The 17,285-nt window shown below is 70.8% G+C and carries 15 protein-coding genes; 6 read left to right on the top strand and 9 right to left on the bottom strand.

The features are described from left to right. Both VFO68_RS31025 and VFO68_RS31030 read left to right on the top strand, forming a co-directional pair. A partial coding sequence (locus tag VFO68_RS31025) for an acyl-CoA dehydrogenase family protein (RefSeq protein WP_325161984.1) occupies positions 1–146 on the top strand: 146 nt, incomplete at its 5' end. A gap of 74 nt (positions 147–220) precedes the next feature. Continuing rightward, entirely contained in the window at positions 221–1,033 is an 813-nt protein-coding gene (locus tag VFO68_RS31030; RefSeq protein WP_325161971.1) for an SAM-dependent methyltransferase, read from the top strand. On the opposite strand, the gene VFO68_RS31035 is transcribed toward VFO68_RS31030, so the two are convergent. The 9 genes from VFO68_RS31035 to VFO68_RS31075 form a co-directional block, all read right to left on the bottom strand. After that, positions 1,034–2,236, bottom strand: a complete 1,203-nt coding sequence (locus tag VFO68_RS31035) for a class I SAM-dependent methyltransferase (RefSeq protein WP_325161985.1) — start codon at positions 2,234–2,236, stop codon at positions 1,034–1,036. A 47-nt stretch (positions 2,237–2,283) separates the two neighbouring features. Further along, positions 2,284–3,642 (bottom strand): FAD-binding oxidoreductase, encoded by a 1,359-nt coding sequence (locus tag VFO68_RS31040; protein ID WP_325161972.1) that lies wholly within the window; start codon positions 3,640–3,642, stop codon positions 2,284–2,286. A 10-nt stretch (positions 3,643–3,652) separates the two neighbouring features. Further along, positions 3,653–4,486, bottom strand: coding sequence for a hypothetical protein (locus VFO68_RS31045; protein WP_325161973.1), 834 nt, complete (start codon positions 4,484–4,486; stop codon positions 3,653–3,655). Positions 4,487–4,523: 37 nt separating this feature from the next. After that, positions 4,524–6,401, bottom strand: coding sequence for a Xaa-Pro dipeptidyl-peptidase (locus VFO68_RS31050; protein WP_325161974.1), 1,878 nt, complete (start codon positions 6,399–6,401; stop codon positions 4,524–4,526). A 145-nt stretch (positions 6,402–6,546) separates the two neighbouring features. Then, on the bottom strand, positions 6,547–7,701 hold the full coding sequence (locus VFO68_RS31055) for an acyl-CoA dehydrogenase family protein (protein ID WP_325161975.1): 1,155 nt from the start codon (positions 7,699–7,701) through the stop codon (positions 6,547–6,549). Then, positions 7,698–9,686 (bottom strand): acetyl/propionyl/methylcrotonyl-CoA carboxylase subunit alpha, encoded by a 1,989-nt coding sequence (locus VFO68_RS31060; RefSeq protein ID WP_325161976.1) that lies wholly within the window; start codon positions 9,684–9,686, stop codon positions 7,698–7,700. Before VFO68_RS31060 ends, VFO68_RS31055 begins: the two co-directional genes overlap by 4 nt. A 4-nt stretch (positions 9,687–9,690) precedes the next feature. Further along, on the bottom strand, positions 9,691–11,304 hold the full coding sequence (locus VFO68_RS31065; RefSeq protein ID WP_325161977.1) for a carboxyl transferase domain-containing protein: 1,614 nt from the start codon (positions 11,302–11,304) through the stop codon (positions 9,691–9,693). A 79-nt stretch (positions 11,305–11,383) separates the two neighbouring features. Next, positions 11,384–12,172: an SGNH/GDSL hydrolase family protein gene (locus VFO68_RS31070; RefSeq protein WP_325161978.1), complete on the bottom strand. Its 789-nt coding sequence runs from the start codon at positions 12,170–12,172 to the stop codon at positions 11,384–11,386. Between the two features lie 59 nt (positions 12,173–12,231). Beyond that, positions 12,232–13,017: an SGNH/GDSL hydrolase family protein gene (locus VFO68_RS31075; RefSeq protein ID WP_325161979.1), complete on the bottom strand. Its 786-nt coding sequence runs from the start codon at positions 13,015–13,017 to the stop codon at positions 12,232–12,234. A 139-nt stretch (positions 13,018–13,156) separates the two neighbouring features. Between VFO68_RS31075 and VFO68_RS31080 the strand changes: the two genes are divergently transcribed. From VFO68_RS31080 to ald, 4 genes are all read left to right on the top strand, one after another. Continuing rightward, positions 13,157–13,756, top strand: a complete 600-nt coding sequence (locus tag VFO68_RS31080) for a TetR/AcrR family transcriptional regulator (RefSeq protein ID WP_325161980.1) — start codon at positions 13,157–13,159, stop codon at positions 13,754–13,756. Positions 13,757–13,820: 64 nt separating this feature from the next. Next, positions 13,821–14,321, top strand: coding sequence for a hypothetical protein (locus VFO68_RS31085; RefSeq protein WP_325161981.1), 501 nt, complete (start codon positions 13,821–13,823; stop codon positions 14,319–14,321). 99 nt (positions 14,322–14,420) lie between these two features. Continuing rightward, positions 14,421–15,980 (top strand): PucR family transcriptional regulator, encoded by a 1,560-nt coding sequence (locus tag VFO68_RS31090; protein ID WP_325161982.1) that lies wholly within the window; start codon positions 14,421–14,423, stop codon positions 15,978–15,980. 118 nt (positions 15,981–16,098) lie between these two features. Next, the gene (gene ald / locus VFO68_RS31095; RefSeq protein WP_325161983.1) at positions 16,099–17,214 is read left to right on the top strand and encodes an alanine dehydrogenase; all 1,116 of its coding nucleotides are present in this window, start codon (positions 16,099–16,101) and stop codon (positions 17,212–17,214) included. Positions 17,215–17,285: the final 71 nt, after the last annotated feature.

Genomic DNA, 17,285 nt, shown 5'->3' on the forward strand with positions numbered 1-17,285 from the left:
GAAGCCTCGGCTACTCCGAACACAGCCTGCTGGAGAAGTGGGCAAGGGACGCCAAGATCCTCGACATCTTCGAGGGCACCCAACAGATCCAGCAGCTCATCATCGCCCGCCGTCTGCTCGGCAAGACCTCAGCGGAGCTGAAGTAGCCCTGGATCGATTCACGCACCCACAGCAGTCGGCACTGTCCGGCGGGTGAGATCCACTGACTAGGATCGGGCTCATGCCAGCAGAACGGCCGTCATGGGCGCCGCAGGACATCGACCTCGACCGCCCGAACGCCGCCCGGATCTACGACTACTTCCTGGGCGGGGCGTGCAACTTCGAGCACGACCGCGCGTTCGCCGACCAGTTCCTGCAGGTCATGCCCGACGCCGAGACGGCGGCCCGGCGAAACCGGGCGTTCCTGCGCCGGGCGGTGCGGTTCTGCGTCGAGCAGGGCATCAGGCAGTTCCTCGACCTCGGCTCCGGCATCCCCACGGTCGGCAACGTGCACGACATCGCCCAGGCGATCGACCCGTCCTGCCGGGTGCTCTACGTGGACAACGAGCCGGTCGCCGTGGCGCACAGCGAACTGATGCTCGAGGACAACCCCAACGCCGCCGTGCTGCAGGCCGACCTGTGCGACCCGGACACCGTGCTCAACTCGGTGTCGGCCCGCCAACTGCTCGACTTCGACGAGCCGATGGCGCTGCTCATCGTGTCGGTGCTGCACTTCGTCCCGGACGCTGCCGACCCGGGCACGGCCATCGCCCGCTACCTCAAGGTGATGGCGCCGGGCAGCTACTTCGTGTTCTCGCACGGCACCACCGAGGGCCGGGACGACCTGCCGTCCGAGGCCGCCAGCGCCTACCAGCGCACCAGCAACCCCGGCGTCGGCCGCAGCCGCGCGGAGATCCTCGGCTTCATGAACGGCCTCGAACTGGTGGAGCCGGGCCTGGTGTGGACCCCGCTGTGGCGGCCGGACTCGCCCGAGGACGTCAGCGAGGACCCGGAGCGCTCGCTGAACCTGGCCGCGGTCGCCCGCAAGCCCTGATCACCAGTCCGCCCGCAGCGGCATGTGCGAGCGGGTGCCGTCCAGCCGTACCCCGAGCACCTGGTGCAACTGCACGGTGTTGCGGTCGAACCCGAGCCGGGAGCCGGCCATGTACAACCGCCACACCCGGGCCCGCGCCGCGCCGACCTCCCGCACCGCCGCCGTCCAGTTCGCGTCCAGGTTGGCGCTCCACGCGGCCAGCGTCAGGGCATAGTGCTCACGCAGGTTCTCCTCGTGCCGCACCTCGAAACCGGCGTCGTGCATGGCCGAGATGATCCGGCCGGGGCTCTCCAGCTCGCCGTCCGGGAACACGTAGCGGCTGATGAACTCGCCGGCCCGGGGCTGCACCGAGTTGTCCGGACGGGTGATGCAGTGGTTGAGCAGCCGCGCGCCGGGCAGCGCTTTGTCGTACAGGGAGTCGAAGTAGCCGCCCAGGTTCTTCGCGCCGATGTGCTCGGTGAGGCCGATCGAGCTCACCGCGTCGAACCCGGACTCCTCGATGTCGCGGTAGTCGCCGTGCCGGACCTCGGCGAGGTCGCCGAGCCCGGCCTCGGCGATGGCCTTCTGCGCCCACTGGGCCTGGTTGCGCGACAGGGTCACGCCGAGCGCCTGCACGCCGTAGTGCTTGGCGGCGTGCATCACCATGCCGCCCCACCCGCAGCCCACGTCCAGCAGCCGCATGCCCGGCCGCAGCGCGAGCTTGCGGGCCACCAGGTCGAACTTCTCGAACTGGGCGTCTTCCAGCGTGTCGCCCGCGGACCGGTAGACCGCGCAGGTGTAGGCCATCGACGGGCCGAGCACCCATTCGTAGAACCGGTTGGACACGTCGTAGTGGTGCGAGATCGCGCTCGCGTCGCGGGCCTTGGAATGCCGGCGGCCCTGCAGCCGGGCCTCCTCGGGCGGCCGGCGCGCCGGCCACCACAGCCGCGCCGCCGCGAGCCGGACCATCAGGTCGAGTCCCAGCCCGGAGCGGCCCTGGTCGAACTCGAGGTCGGCGAAGCTGGCCAGCATCGTGTACATGTCACCGGTCACGTCCAGCGTGCCGCTGATGTAGGCGCGGGCCATGCCCAGCTCGCCCGGAGCGGAAGCCAGATAGGACAGTGCCAGTGGGGACCGCAGGTCCAGGCGCACCGGCGCGTCGGGTTTCCCGGCCCGGCTGCCGTCGTAGGCCACGAGTTCGATCGGCGCGTCCAGGCCGATCATGCGCTGCAATGCCTCGGCGAGTTGCACGGGGCACTACTCCTTTCTTCCTATCGTGCCCGAACGCACTTGTCGTAGAGATCGGGCAGGGCGCCGCGCGGATCGTAGGTATCCTTCAGCTCCCGGTAGATCCTTCCGTTGTACAGCGTCCAGAAGTCGGCCTCATCGAAGTATGAGGTGGAATACAGGGATTTGTGGCCGCCCAACTCAGTGACCTTACGCTCGATCAGCCGGTTGTGCTTACCCTCCGGGGCGCCGGGTTCGAGCTCCACGGTGGCCCAGAAGCCGACGTTGACGTAGAGCGTGGCCGGGTCCATCGGGTAGAGCGGCCAGGTGCGCGGCTCGCGCAGCCGCACCGGGCACAACCACACCGGACTGATCCCGATGTCGCGGTGGAAGAAGTCCAGGAACTCGGCGAGTGCGCCGACCGGGATCTCGACGTCCTGGATCACCGGCTCGCGTTGCGGCAACCGGCGTAGCGCCGCCACCCGGTCGGACAGCCGGTGCCGCCGGTCCAGCGCGACCAGCCGGCGGTAGACGTCCGAGCGCAGATAGCGCTTCGGCCAGACGGCCCGGAGCAGCGGGTGTTGCGCGCCGAGCGCCTGGGAGCACCAGAACCAGTCGGTGTCCCACCGCCACAGGTAGTCGCGTGTGGACAGCCGGTCGGTGGACCGCTCGCGGATCGACCGGTAGTAGATCCTCCGGCCGGTGTAGTCGGACACCTCCGCGCCGCCCTCGGCGAAGGTGCCGAGCGTGAGGTACAGCTCATCGGGGGAGAACACGGTGCCGTCGATGAAGTCCACCGCGACGCCCTCGTGCTCGCGGTTCGCGCAGATCTCGGCGATCGCCTCGGCGCCGGCCTGCTCGCCGGTGAACCGGACGTGCCGCAACGCCACGGTCGGCCGCACCGGCTCCAACTCGATCCGCAGCCGCAGCGCGTAACCGAGCGTGCCGTAGGAGTTCGGGAAGCCGCGGAACAGGTCGCGGTGCTCGTTGTCCGGCGTGGCCAGCACCACCTCCCCGGCCCCGGTGAGGATCTCCATCTCCAGCACCGACTCGTGCGGCAGCCCGTTGCGGAACGAGGTGGACTCGATGCCGAGCCCGGCCACCGCCCCACCCAGGGTGATGGTTTTGAGCTGCGGCACCACGAACGGCATCAGGCCGTGCGGCAAGGTCGCGTCCACCAGCCGCTCGTAGGTGGTCATGCCGCCCACGTCGGCCGTGCGCGCCGCCGCGTCGACCTGGAGGACGTCGCCGAACGCGCTGACGTCCAGCGCGGTGCGCCCCGGTGGTTCCCGGAACCGGAACAGGTTCGAGGTCGGCTTCGCCAGCCGGATCGGAGCCCCGTCCGGTTGGGCCGCCAGTTGCGCCCGCAGCGCGTCGACCGCGCGATCATGCCTCACCCGCATGACCTGGATGTTAATCGGACATCGCCGCGCGATACTCCTCGAAAAGCTCGGTGACGTAGGCCAGGAACAGGCCGGCGATGCCGAACACCCCGACGATCGGGTGCAGTTGGGCGAAGCCGTAGCCGATCTCACAGCCCTTGTAGGACGGCGCGGACTCGGCGACGTCGGTGAACCAGTCGTAGAAGGGCACCCGCTGCCCGGCCAGGTCGGGGTGGATCAGCGGCCCGTAGAAGAACAACAGGTCCAGCGCGAACGGCCGGTTGCGCAGCGTCCACCGGTACACCTCGGAGAACTGGAAGAACCGCTGCTCGACCGGGGTGGCGAACTGCCCGTGCGCGGCGGCCAGGGCGATGCCGTGGTCGGTGGCGGCCTGTTCGGCCTCACTCCAGGCCCGGTCGTGCGCCGACCGCGCGGCAAGCTCGCCCCGGGACAGCCGGGTCAGGTAGCTCGCCCAGCGCGCCGACCCCGGGTTGCCGAACCCGTCGGTGGACCGGCCGAGCGCGATGGCGATCCCCCGCTCGATCCCCTCGACGATCCCGGCGTCCACATAGGACACCCAGGTGCCGGGCGAACCCAGCCCACGGTCCCGGAAGAACGTGATCACACCCTCGATGTTGCGCCACCGGTCCATGGCGCCGAGGGCCGAGGCCGGTCCGGACTGCATGGCGCGCACGAACTCCAGCCGCTGCGCCATGCTCATCAGGTCGATCTCGGCTGCCGTGCAGTCGAGCGCGGCGGCACACTCGGCCGGTGACCGCGGCGCCTGCGCCGTCGCCGGCGCCGCGAGACCGGCCACGAGCGCGATGGCGGACAGGACCGGTAGCGCGCGTCGCCAACTCACCATGACCACGCAGCGTAGCGTCACGTCACCGTTCGCTCAATCAGATTCCCAGCCCGCGGCTGCCGCCGACGATCGGCAGCGACACCTCGCTGCGGGCCGGGAACACGGTCAGCTCGGTACCCGGCAGCGGGCGCAACGTGTAGTGCATGTCGGTGGACACGACGACCAGCCCGATCCGGTGCCCGGCGGGGAAGACGTAGTCGTCGGCCTGCAGGTCGAAGTCGAAGGTGTACTCCTGTCCCTGCTGGATCGGTGTGCTGCGGTCGAGCCGCTGCCGGTTCTGCACGTCCAGCCAGCCCCGGGTGACCATCACCGGCGCGTCCGCGCTGCCCGCCGGCCCGTAGTCGACCAGCACCGCCGTCAGGTTGGCCGCGTACCGGTTGTTCACCGAAGCCCGCAACGACACCGCCGGCGTCCCGGACAGGTGCGCGGCCCGCGCCAGCGGCGGCGAGACGTAGACGAGCCGGTTCGGGTTGGCCGTGTCCGGGTTGGGCAGCAGGGCCGCATCGGTGTCCAGCTCCCGGCCCCGGTCGACGAAGCTCTGCCGCGGCCGCGGCCCGCTCGACTGCGGCCGGCTGCCCAACGTCCCCGGTTGCGCGGCGTTGGTCGCCGCCAGGTGCAGGGTGGCGTCCCGGCTCCCCGGCACCGGCCAGTCCGCGAACTTCTGGTAGCTGCCGTCCGGCCGCTGGATGTCCGCCCGCGGCTCGGCCATGATCCCGTTGTTCACCCCGAACAACCAGTAGTCCATCCACCGGTTCAAGGTCCGCTGGTAGTCACTGGGCGCCCGCGGGCCGCCGTGCCCGTCCTTGTGCAGCCAGATCTTGCGCGGCACCCGGTTTTGCTCCAGCTCCGACCACCAGGACGCGAAGGCCTTGGTCATCACGTTGTAGTCCTCGAGACCGTGCACCACGAACACGCTGGCCTTGACTCCCCGGGCCCGGTGCAGGTAGTCCCGCTCGTGCCAGTAGGCGCTGTAGTCGCCGGTGACCCGGTTCTGGTTCTGCAGCAGCTGCTCGGTGATGTGCCGGCACTTCTCGAACCGCGACTCACCCTGCGTGAAGATCGCCAGAACGTCGAGGTCCTCGCCCTGGAACTCGTTGGTCCCGACCCCGGACTGCTCGGAGTGCGGCGCCCGCACCAGCCCGTTGGCCCGGTAGTAGTCGTACCAACTGGCGATCGCCGAGACCGGAACGATGGTCCGCAGCCCCTCGACCCCGGTGGTCGCCACCATGTTCGGCAGCGTCCCGTTGTAGGACACCCCGGTCATTCCCACGTCGCCGGTGGTCCAGTCCGCCGCGACGGCCTGCCCGGCCTCGTTGACCGCGGTCGCCCGCCCGTTCAACCAGTCGATGACCGCCTTGGTCCCCAGGGTCTCCTTCATGTCGCCCACGGTCGGGCACCCGTCGGAGAAGGCGGTTCCGATCGACTCCCCCAACACCACCGCGTACCCGCGCGGCACCCAGAAGTTGTCCAGCGACCCGGGCAGGTCCGGCGTGGCCTTCGCCGCCGAGGTCCGCACGTCCTGCGCGGTGGCGCCGCGCGGCTGGATGTACTCCTGCGGCAGCACGTCGAAGTCCACGTTGTGGTTGGGCGCCCCGTCGGTGCCGAACCGGTACGGACTGTGCTCGAAGATCACCGGAACCTTGATCCCCTGCGTGCGCGTCTCCCCCGGCCGGGAGATCCGCACCCGCACCCGGTCCCGCTGCCCGTCCAGGTCGGAGTCCACCGCCGTCTGGACGAACAGCGTCTCCTCGATCGCGTTGGCCAGCGCGAACTGCGGCTGGGTCACCCCGTCCTGCACGACCAGCCAGGGCGGCGGCGTCGGCCGGTCATCCCGCCGCTGCGCGACCGCCCCCACCGGCGAGACCAGGACCACTCCGGTCACCACCGCGACCAGAACCACGAACACCCGACGCATCGCCAACCTCCGAGCACCGAAGGACCAGGGCGGCGGCAATCCTACGGCCGGTCAACCCTGCGCCGGCAGGTCCGATCTGCGGGTTTCCGCGGGTACCACTCCGATGAGCTACCCCGCTGCCAGCGCAACCACCGCATTCAAGCGGCTACCGTAGGCCGAGTTGGCGGGCGATGAGCATCTTCTGGACCTCGGAGGTGCCCTCGCCGATCTCCAGGATCTTGGCGTCCCGGTAGAACCGGCCGACCGGGAACTCGTTCATGAACCCGTACCCGCCGAAGATCTGGGTGGCGTCCCGGGCGTTGTCCATCGCGGCGTTGGAGGCCACCAGCTTGGCGATCGCGGCCTCCTTCTTGAACGGCTCACCCCGGACCAGCTTCGCGGCGGCCGCGTAGTACCCCAGCCGCGCGGTGTGCACCCGCGCCTCCATGTCCGCGATCTTGAATTGGATCGCCTGGTAGGACCCGATCGTCCGGCCGAACGCGGACCGCTCGTGCACGTACCGCAGGCACTCGTCGACGCAGCCCTGAGCCAGCCCGACCGACAGCGCGGCGATCGCCACCCGGCCCTCGTCCAGAATGGACAGGAACTGCGCGTACCCCCGCCCCCGCTCCCCGACCAGATGCGAGGCCGGCACCCGGCAGTCCGCGAACGACAGCTCCCGCGTGTCCGACGCGTTCCAGCCGACCTTCGAGTACTTCTTGGAGACGGAGAACCCCGGTGTCCCCGCCGGCACCAGGATCGCGGAGATCTCCTTGTGCCCACCGGGTTCGGCACCGGTGACCGCCGTGACGGTGACCAGTGAGGTGATGTCGGTCCCCGAGTTGGTGATGAACGCCTTGCTACCGTTGATCACCCACTCGTCGCCGTCCAGCCGCGCGGTGGTCATGGTCGCCCCCGCGTCCGAGCCGCCGCTCGGCTCGGTCAACCCGAACGCGCCCAACGACTCGCCCGCGCACAGCGCCGGCAGCCAGCGCTGCTTCTGCTCCGCCGAGCCGAACCGGTAGATCGGCATGGCGCCGAGGGAAACCCCGGCCTCGAGCGTGATCGCGACCGAGGAGTCGACCCGGCCCAGTTCCTCGAGGGCCAGGCACAGCGCGAAGTAGTCGCCGCCCATGCCGCCGTGCTCCTCCGGGAACGGCAGGCCGAACAACCCCATCCGGCCCATCTTCGCCACGAGGTCGTAGGGGAACTCCTCCCGCTCGTAGAAGTCGCCGATGACCGGCGCGACCTCCTCGCGGGCGAACTCCTGCACGGTCTTGCGCAGTGCCTCGTGCTCCTCGTCAAGGCGAAAGTCGATCATGACGGCTCCTCGGGGGTGACCACGGCCAACGGCTGGTTCAGCGCGACCTGTTGGCCGGCTTGAACATTGAGTTCGGTGAGCACACCGTCCACCGGTGCGGCGATGGTGTGCTCCATCTTCATCGCTTCGACGATCAGTAGCGGGGCGCCGGCGCTCACCCGGTCGCCGACCGTCGCCTTCACCACCAGGACGGTGCCGGGCATCGGGCTCACCAACGGCCCGGCACTGTCCACATCCGACGCGGCGGACTCCAGCAGGGAATGCTCGGCGACCGGCCAGGCCTGCCCGTCCCCCGCCAGCCACAGCGTGTCGGTGGCCGCGTCGAGGGCCCGCGCGAACCGGCTGACCCGTCCGGCGTAGGTGAGCACGAGCTCGGCGCCGTCCATGCGCGCGGAGGCCGGCATCCTCTCGCCGCCGTCCAGGCTCACCGTGGCGGCCTCCGGGCCGCCGGCGACCCGAACGGTGACCTGCCGGTCGCCGCAGTCCAGCCGGAAGGCGGTGCCGGACACTCCGGCCACCCGCCAGCCGTTGGGCACGTCCCACGGGTCTACCACCGGGCCGGCCGGGCGCAACAGCAGCAGCTCGTCGAGCGCCGCGGCGACGAACACCTCGTCCGGAACCGTCTGCGGGGCAACGAGATCGTCCAGCCGGCGCTCCACGAGCTGGGTGTCCAGCCGGCCGGCGCGGACGTCGTCGTCACCCAACAGCGCCCGCAGGAACCCGATGTTCGTGGCCACGCCGAGGACGACCGTGCGGCGCAGCGCGCCGTCCAGCGCGGCGATCGCCTCGGCCCGGGTGGGCCGGTGCGCGATCACCTTGGCCAGCATCGGGTCGTAGTCCGACCCGACCCGGCCGCCCACCCGCAACCCGGAGTCGATCCGGATGCCGCGACCGGATGGCTCGTCGAGCAGCAGCACCGTCCCGCCGGTCGGCAGGAAGCCGCGGGCCGGGTCCTCGGCATAGACCCGGGCCTCGATCGCGTGCCCGGTCAGCGAGATGTCGGACTGCGCCCAGTCCAGCGGCTCCCCCGCGGCCACCCGCAGTTGCACCGCGACCAGGTCGGTGCCGGTGACCTCCTCGGTGACCGGGTGCTCGACCTGCAACCGCGTGTTCATCTCCATGAAGAAGAACTCGTCCGGCGCGTCGGCGGAGACGATGAACTCGACCGTGCCGACACCCTGGTAGCCGACCGAGCGGGCGGCTTCCACCGCGGCCGCGCCCATCCGGTCCCGGATCTCCGGCGTCAGCAGCGGCGACGGGCACTCCTCGATGATCTTCTGGTGCCGCCGCTGCAGGCTGCACTCGCGCTCGCCCAGGTGCACCACGTTGCCGTGCTGGTCCGCGACCACCTGGATCTCGATGTGCCGTGGCCGGGCGACGAACCGTTCGACCAGCAGGGTGTCGTCGCCGAACGAGCCGCGTGCCTCGCGCCGGGCCGACTCGATGGCCGCCCGCAGCCCGGCCTCGGCGGTGACCAGCCGCATGCCCTTGCCGCCGCCGCCCGCGGATGGCTTGAGCAGCACCGGAAAGCCGACCTCGACGGCCGCGGCCGCGATGTCGTCGTCGGAGAGTCCGGGTTCGGTGCGCCCTGGGACCACCGGCACTCCGGCGGCCGCCACGGTCAGCTTGGCCCGGATCTTGTCGCCCATCGCCTCGATGGCCGCCGGGGGCGGGCCGATGAAGACCAGGCCGGCCGCCGCGCAGGCGCGGGCGAAGTCAGCGTTCTCCGCCAGGAAGCCGTAGCCCGGGTGGATCGCCTGCGCGCCGGTCCGCGTGGCGGCCGAGATGATCCGGTCGATGGACAGGTAGCTTTCCCGGGCGGACGCCGGACCGATGTGGACGGCCTCGTCGGCTGCCCGCACATGCCGGGCGTCGGCGTCGGCGTCGCTGTACACCGCGATGGCCCGAACGTCCATACCCCGCAGGGTGTCGATGACCCGCACCGCGATCTCGCCACGGTTGGCGATCAGAACACTGTCGAACATGCGATCACATCCGGAAGACGCCGTAGCGGACGGGTTCCAGCGGCGCGTTGGCCGCGACGGACAGCCCGAGACCGAGGACCGTGCGGGTGTCCCGCGGGTCGATCACGCCGTCGTCCCAGAGCCGCGCGGTCGAGTAGTAGGGGTTGCCCTGGTCCTCGTACTGCGTTCGGATCGGATCCTTGAAGGCCTCCTCCTCGGCCGCGGACCACTCGCCGCCGGAGGCCTCGACCTGGTCGCGCCGGACCGTGGCCAGCACCGAGGCGGCCTGCTCGCCACCCATCACCGAAATCCTGGCGTTGGGCCACATCCACAGGAACCGGGGCGAGTAGGCCCGGCCGCACATGGAGTAGTTCCCGGCGCCGAACGAGCCACCGATCACGACGGTGAACTTCGGCACCCGGGCGCAGGCCACGGCGGTGACCATCTTGGCGCCGTGCTTGGCGATGCCGCCGGCCTCGTAGTCGCGCCCGACCATGAACCCGGTGATGTTCTGCAGGAACACCAGCGGGATGCTGCGCTGGTCGCACAGTTCGATGAAGTGCGCGCCCTTCATGGCCGACTCGCTGAACAACACGCCGTTGTTGGCCACGATGCCGACCGGATGGCCGTGGATGCGGGCGAAGCCGGTCACCAGCGTGGCGCCGTACTCCCGTTTGAACTCGCGGAACCGGCTGCCGTCGACGATCCGGGCGATCACCTCGCGAACGTCGAACGGGGTGCGCGGGTCGGTGGGCACCACGCCATAGAGCTGGTCGGCCGGCACGGCGGGTTCGTCCACCGGCTCGACCTGCCACGGGCGCGGCGCGCGCGGGCCGAGCGTGCTGACGATGGAGCGGACGATCCGCAGCGCGTGCTGGTCGTTGTCGGCCAGGTGGTCGGTCACGCCGGAGGTGCGGGCGTGCACGTCGCCGCCGCCGAGCTCCTCGGCGGTGACCACCTCGCCGGTGGCGGCCTTCACCAGCGGCGGGCCGCCGAGGAAGATCGTGCCCTGGCCGCGCACGATGACCGCCTCGTCGCTCATGGCCGGGACATAGGCCCCACCGGCGGTGCACGAGCCGAGCACGGCCGCGATCTGCGGGATGCCGCGCGCGGACATGGTGGCCTGGTTGTAGAAGATCCGGCCGAAGTGGTCGCGGTCCGGGAACACCTCGTCCTGCCGGGGCAGGAACGCGCCGCCGGAGTCGACCAGGTAGACGCAGGGGAGGTTGTTGTGCAGCGCGACTTCCTGCGCGCGCAGGTGCTTCTTGACCGTCAGCGGGTAGTAGGTGCCGCCCTTGACCGTGGCGTCGTTGACCACGACCACGCACTCCCGCCCGGAGATCCGGCCGACACCGGTGATGATGCCGGCGGCGGGCGCCTCGTCGCCGTACAGGCCGGTGGCGGCCAGCGGGGACAGTTCCAGGAATGGCGAGCCGGGGTCGAGCAGCGAGTCGACCCGGTCCCTCGGCAGCAGTTTGCCGCGTTCGACGTGCCGGTTTCGCGCCTTTTCCGGCCCACCCAGCCGGGCCTGCGTCATCCGCGCCCGCAGGTCCTCGACCAGGGCGGTGTGCTCCTTGACGTAACGCTGGTACGCCGGGTCGCCCGGGTCGGCCTCGGTGCGCAGGGCCGGTGCGTCCATCTCGCTCCGCTCACGTTAGTCATCGTTAACTTAGACCATGTTAGCGATGACTAACGTGAGCGTCCAGCGGAGCGTCCCGCTATCCGGTAATCGCCCGCAACGCCGGGTAGTAGCCGGAGCCCTGTCCCGTCGCGGTCGGGTGATAGGACTCGTCCAGCGCTCCCAGGTTCACACTGTGCAACCAGAATGGCCGAGACCCGCAGATCTCGTGCCCGGCGAACGCCGACCGGCCGTCCAGGAACCGGAACCCGAACGCCGCCGCCCGACCGGCGGTGACCTGCGCGAGCACGTCGGCGGAGGCGTTGATGGCGGCCCGCTTGGTGCCACTGAGCCCGAGGACGCAGCCATTGCCGAGCTGGTACATCCGCGGGTAACCGACCACCACCACCTGCGCCGAGGGCGCCCGGGACCGGATCGCGCCGTACACGTTGTCCAGCAGGCCAGGCAGCGTGTCGCGGGCATAGTTCTGCGCCGTGTTGTTCCGCGACACGCAGGTGCTGTCCGAACTGGTGTTACAGGTGATCATCACGTCGGCGAACCCGGCGTCGTTGCCACCGATGGAGATGGTGACCAGTGCCGTGTCCGCCGTGACCGAGCCGATCTGCCCGTTGAGCACGTCGGAGGTCCGGGCGCCCGAACATGCCGCGAACGCGAACGCCGACGGAGCCATGGCGTTGGCCCACCGCTGCGGGTAGGCGTTGGCGCTGCGCTTGCAGGCGCCGCCGGTGTAGCTGCCGGCGCCGGTGCCGGACGAGTACGAGTCACCGAGCGCGACGTACCTGCCCACCGCCGCCTGCGCCGGGACGGCGAAGGCGAGCACGGCGAGCAGGGACAGCAACGCGGGCAGGAGCAACCGAGAGATGCGCATGTAAGACCTCCGATGCAGGGTTTCGGATGCCGAGAAAGGAAAGCGGTGTCGCGTTGTGCTCAGCCGGTGACGCCGTTGAGCGCGGCGAGGTAGCCGTTGCGGTGACCGGCCGCGTTCGGGTGGTAGGACTCGACGATGTTGCCCAGGTTGATCCCGTTGATCCACGGCGACGAGGTGCACACCTCGTGTCCGGCGAAGTTGTCCCGGGCGTCCTCGTAGGTGAACCCGGCCGCGCCGGCCCGCCCGGCGATGACGTCGGACAGTTCGTTGGCCGCGGTGTTGAGCGCGTTGCGCTTGGTGGTGCTGAACCAGAAGCAGGAGCCGGCGGTGAACAGCCGCGGGTAGCCGAGCACGATCACCCGGGCGGCCGGCGCCCGGTCCCGGATCGCGGTGTACACCGCGTCCAGCCGGCCGGGCAGGACGCTCTGCGCCTGCGCCCGGGCCTCGTTGACCCGGTTCACGCAGGTGCTGTTCGAGCCGAACGTGCAGGTGGTCACGATGTCGGCGAAGCCGATGTCGTTGCCACCAATGGAGATCGTGACCAGCGTGGTGGCCGCGCTGAGCGCACCGAGCTGGCCGTTCAGGACGTCGCCGGTGTCCGCGCCGGAGCACGCGGCGAAGGTGAAGGCGGCCCCGTGGGAACTGGCCCACAGCGGGGCGTAGGCGTTGGCGCTGCGCAGGCAGGAACCACTGTCGCCGTAGCTGCCGGCGCCGGTCCCCGAGGCGTACGAGTCACCGAGGGCGACGTAGTTCTCGGCGAGCGGGGCGGCCTGCGCGGGGGTGACGAGGGCGAAGGCGGTGACCGATCCAAGGAGCAGGGAGAGGAGGACACGACCGATACGCATGACAACCTCCGTTGGATGTCGATGCACTCATCCTTACCAGGGCATTTCCCCATCGGGAAGTAGTCGGTGAGATATTCACGATCCCAAATTCCGGGCACGCTGTTAGCGTTCGCTAACCGGGGATCGATACCATGGCCTGGTGTCCGCAACCATCACCCGCCGCGAGCAGATCCTGGCCGCGGCCGCCGAACTCTTTGCCCGCCATGGTTTCCACGGGGTGGGCATCGACGACATCGGCGCCGCCGTCGGCATCTCCGGACCCGCGCTGTACCGGCACTTCCGCAGCAAGGACGCGATGCTCGGGGAGATGCTCACGTCGATCAGCGAGGTGCTGCTGGCCGGCGGACAGGACCGCGCGGCCCGCGCCGGCACGCCCGAGGCGACCCTGGCCGACCTGGTGCGGTTCCAGGTCGACTTCGCGCTGGACAACCCGGCGCTGATCGCGGTGCAGGAGCGGAACCTGGGCAACCTCGCCGACCCGGACCGCCGCAAGGTGCGCACCCTGCAGCGGCGCTACGTCGAGGTGTGGGTGGATGCCATCCGCTCGGCCGTGCCGGCAACCGGTGAGCCCACCGCCCGGGCCGCCGCGCACGCGATCTTCGGTCTGATCAACTCGACCCCGCACAGCCGGCATCTCGACCGGGCGCAGATGGCCGAACTACTGCGCGGCATGGCACTCGCGGCACTCACCAACGCATCCGTGTCCGGCGCCCGCGATGACCTGACCCGGACCGGGTAGTTAACAAGGGGTAACCGCAAGATTCCCCGAATGGACGCGCCCATTCGGGGAAGGCTGTTAGAAGATGGGGCCTGTGGACCCGGAATCCGACCCGCAGCGACGCATCATCGCCGCTGCCAGCCAGGCGTTGGCGGCCATGCACGCGGGCCGCGACGAGGGGGCCCTGGACCAGGTCGCCGACGCGGTGCGGGCAGCACCCAACAGCCACACCGACGCCCGCGAACTGATGCTGCTGTTGTTCCGGGAGTGCAGTGCGATGGTGGCCGCGCTGGGGTCGGGCGGGACCACCCCGGTGCGCATGCAGGTATACGACGACGACGGCCAGGAAGTGCCGATCGACCAGGCCGACCCGCCGGTCCGCACGGCGGTGCGCACCCTGCTGGCCGAGGTGCACGGGGACACCGACGCGGCCCGCGCCCAGATCGAGATCGCGTTGCGCAACGCGGCGCCGGACGAGATGGCGACCCTGATGGTGCAGGCGCTGCGCTGGACGATCCGGCTGTCCACCGAGTGCACCAGCCGCAATCTTCCGGTGTCGGACTGGATCACCACCGCGCTTTCGTAGCGCCAGGTCCCTTTCGCCGCAAGGCTTTTCGTTGACCGCGTGCGCATCCCGCCGGCAGGGTGCACGATCACCGCAGCAATCTGACGAACGGAGTCGGGCGTGATCACCGTGCGGGGCGTGGTCGACCGGGTCGGTCCGACCCTGCTGCGGATCACCGTCCTGGACGAGCCGGCCGCGCACGTCACCGACGTGGTGATCGCCGAGGCCGGCCGGCGCAGCCAGGTCGCCGACGGGGATCTGGTTCTCGGTGTCTCGGTGAACACCACCGCCGAGGCGGTCGAGCTGATCCGGCACTGCGCCGAGCGCGGGGCGGCCGCCGTGCTGCTCAAGCCGCCGCTGGCCACCCGGACCTCGGTGCGCTCGGCCGCCCGGGACGCCCGCACCGGCGTGGTCGAGGTGCACACCGCGGCGGCGTGGGCGCAGCTGGTCTGGTTGCTGCGCACGGTGCTGGACGGCGCGGCCGACGAGTCGGAGGCCGGCGAGGCGAGCTCCGCAGGCGGCCTCGGCGACCTGTTCCGGCTGGCCGATGCCGCGGCCGCCGTGGTGGACGCCCCGGTGACCATCGAGGACGCCAACTCGCGGGTGCTGGCCTACTCGGCGCGGCAGGACCGCACCGACCCCGCGCGCATCTCCACGATCATGGGCCGGCGGGTGCCGGACGAGGTGCTCGCCCGGTTCCGCTCGCGCGGGGTGTTCCGCGACCTGTCCCGCGGCCGGACCACGATCTTCGTGCCGGCCCAGCAGGACGGCACGCTGCCCCGGCTGATCGTGCCGATCCGGATGGGCGGCGAGCTGCTCGGTTCGATGTGGGCGGTGGTCGCCGGACCGGTGCCGGAGGAGCGGGCCGCCGCGTTCGCCGACACGGCGCCGGTGGTCGCGCTGCACCTGTTGCGCCGCCGGGCCCGGGAGGACGTCGAGCGGCGGCGCTCGGCGGAGCTGGTGCGCTCGGTCCTGGAGGGCAGCGGGAGCATCCGGCTGGCCGCGGCCGAGCTGGACCTGGAGGACGTGCCGCACCGGGTGGTGGCCATCGACGTGGCCGGCAGCGACGACGCGCTCGGCGCCGAGGGCATGCGGCTGGCGCTGTGGGACCGGATCACCACCGGGATCGGGCGCCGGCCGGCGGTCACCGAACTGCACGACGTGCTGTACGCGGTGGTCCCGGACCGCGACGGCGACGGCGGCTGGCCGGCCATGCGGGCGGCGCTGGCCGGCACCGTGCGGCCCGCGCCGATGGTGGCCGCCGGACCGGCGGTGGCGCTGGCCGACCTGACCGAGTCCCGGGCGCTGGCCTACGAGACGCTGAGCCTGCTCCGCGCCGGCCTGGTGGACGGGCCGGTGCTCAGCCACGAGCAGGCCTGGTCGGTGCTGGTGCTGCACCGGGCCGCGGTCGCCGCCGCGGCGGCCGGCGCGACCGGCCTCGGGCCGCTCCCGCGACTGCGCGCCAACGACACCGAGGCGGGCACCCGGTACGTGGACACGCTGTACGAGTGGCTGCGGCACGCCGGCGACCCGCGCGCGGCCAGCCGGGCGCTGCGGATCCACCCCAACACGCTGCGGTACCGAATGGCGCGGATCGCCGAGCTGGCCGAGGTCGATCTGGACGACCCGGACGTGCGCCTGGCGCTGGTCACACAGCTCGTCGCGGTGCGCTGGCGGTGATTGTGCTCTCGGCACAACCGATGGGGTGAACACTCGTGATATTCGCACGATGACAGTGACTATGTGCTGCCTCACCGTGGTCATTGACACCCACATGGCCTAACAGGAGCCGCACGCCATGAAGATCGCCGTCCCCCGTGAGATCAAGAATCACGAGTACCGGGTCGCGCTGACCCCCGCCGGGGTGCACGAGTTGACCGGTCACGGCCATGACGTGTTCATCGAGGCCGGCGCCGGTCTGGGTTCGGCGATCACCGACGAGGAGTACCTCGGCGCCGGCGCGAAGATCCTCGCCACCGCCGAGGAGACCTGGGCCGAGGGCGAGCTGGTCCTCAAGGTCAAGGAGCCGATCGCGGCGGAGTACCCGTTCCTCCGGGCCGACCAGGTCCTGTTCACCTACCTGCACCTGGCCGCCGACGAGCCGCTCACCCGCGCTCTCATGGCCGCGGGCACCACCGCCATCGCCTACGAGACCGTGCAGACCGCCACCGGCGCTCTCCCCCTCCTCGCCCCCATGTCCGAGGTCGCCGGCCGTCTCGCCCCCCAGGTCGGCGCCTACGCGCTGATGCGCCCCTCCGGCGGCCGCGGCGTCCTGCCCGGTGGCGTCCCCGGCGTCCACCCCGCTCGGGTCGTGGTCATCGGCGGGGGCGTCGCCGGCCTCAACGCCGCCACCATCGCCGTCGGCATGGGCGCCGACGTCCAGATCCTGGACACCAACGTCGACCGCCTGCGCCACATCGACAACGTGTTCCGCGGCCAACTCCGCACCGTCACGTCCAACCGCTACTCGGTGGAGCAGGCCGTGAAGGACGCCGACCTGGTCATCGGCGCCGTCCTCGTCCCCGGCGCCAAGGCCCCCAAGCTCATCTCCAACGACCTGGTCCGCGACATGAAGCCCGGCTCGGTCCTCGTCGACATCGCCATCGACCAGGGCGGCTGCTTCGCCGACTCCCGCCCGACCACCCACGCCGACCCCACCTTCGAGGTCCACGACAGCGTCTTCTACTGCGTGGCCAACATGCCGGGCGCCGTCCCCAGAACCTCGACCTACGCCCTGACCAACGTGACGCTCCCGTACGCCACCGCCCTGGCCAACCAGGGCTGGCACCAGGCCCTCACCGGTGACCCGGCCCTCGCCCTGGGCCTCAACACCCACGCCGGCCACCTCACCAACACCCCGGTAGCCGAGGCCCACTCCCTCCCCGCCACCCCCCTAACCCAAGCCCTCGCCTAACCCCACCGCACCTAGGCCCTGTCCAACATCTGTCCAAAGTGACGGCCCCCTCCCAGCCCAACCACAAGGGG

Source organism: Actinophytocola sp. (genome assembly GCF_035712165.1).
Classification (GTDB): domain Bacteria; phylum Actinomycetota; class Actinomycetes; order Mycobacteriales; family Pseudonocardiaceae; genus DASYTH01.

Bases quoted from the DNA above. Each gene is read 5' to 3' on its own strand.
- VFO68_RS31045 (WP_325161973.1), bottom strand. From the start codon at position 4,486: ATGGTGAGTTGGCGACGCGCGCTACCGGTCCTGTCCGCCATCGCGCTC.
- VFO68_RS31060 (WP_325161976.1), bottom strand. From the start codon at position 9,686: ATGTTCGACAGTGTTCTGATCGCCAACCGTGGCGAGATCGCGGTGCGG.
- VFO68_RS31065 (WP_325161977.1), bottom strand. From the start codon at position 11,304: ATGGACGCACCGGCCCTGCGCACCGAGGCCGACCCGGGCGACCCGGCG.
- VFO68_RS31085 (WP_325161981.1), top strand. From the start codon at position 13,821: ATGGGGCCTGTGGACCCGGAATCCGACCCGCAGCGACGCATCATCGCC.
- VFO68_RS31075 (WP_325161979.1), bottom strand. From the start codon at position 13,017: ATGCGTATCGGTCGTGTCCTCCTCTCCCTGCTCCTTGGATCGGTCACC.
- VFO68_RS31070 (WP_325161978.1), bottom strand. From the start codon at position 12,172: ATGCGCATCTCTCGGTTGCTCCTGCCCGCGTTGCTGTCCCTGCTCGCC.
- ald (WP_325161983.1), top strand. From the start codon at position 16,099: ATGAAGATCGCCGTCCCCCGTGAGATCAAGAATCACGAGTACCGGGTC.
- VFO68_RS31030 (WP_325161971.1), top strand. From the start codon at position 221: ATGCCAGCAGAACGGCCGTCATGGGCGCCGCAGGACATCGACCTCGAC.
- VFO68_RS31035 (WP_325161985.1), bottom strand. From the start codon at position 2,236: ATGATCGGCCTGGACGCGCCGATCGAACTCGTGGCCTACGACGGCAGC.
- VFO68_RS31050 (WP_325161974.1), bottom strand. From the start codon at position 6,401: ATGCGTCGGGTGTTCGTGGTTCTGGTCGCGGTGGTGACCGGAGTGGTC.
- VFO68_RS31040 (WP_325161972.1), bottom strand. From the start codon at position 3,642: ATGCGGGTGAGGCATGATCGCGCGGTCGACGCGCTGCGGGCGCAACTG.
- VFO68_RS31055 (WP_325161975.1), bottom strand. From the start codon at position 7,701: ATGATCGACTTTCGCCTTGACGAGGAGCACGAGGCACTGCGCAAGACC.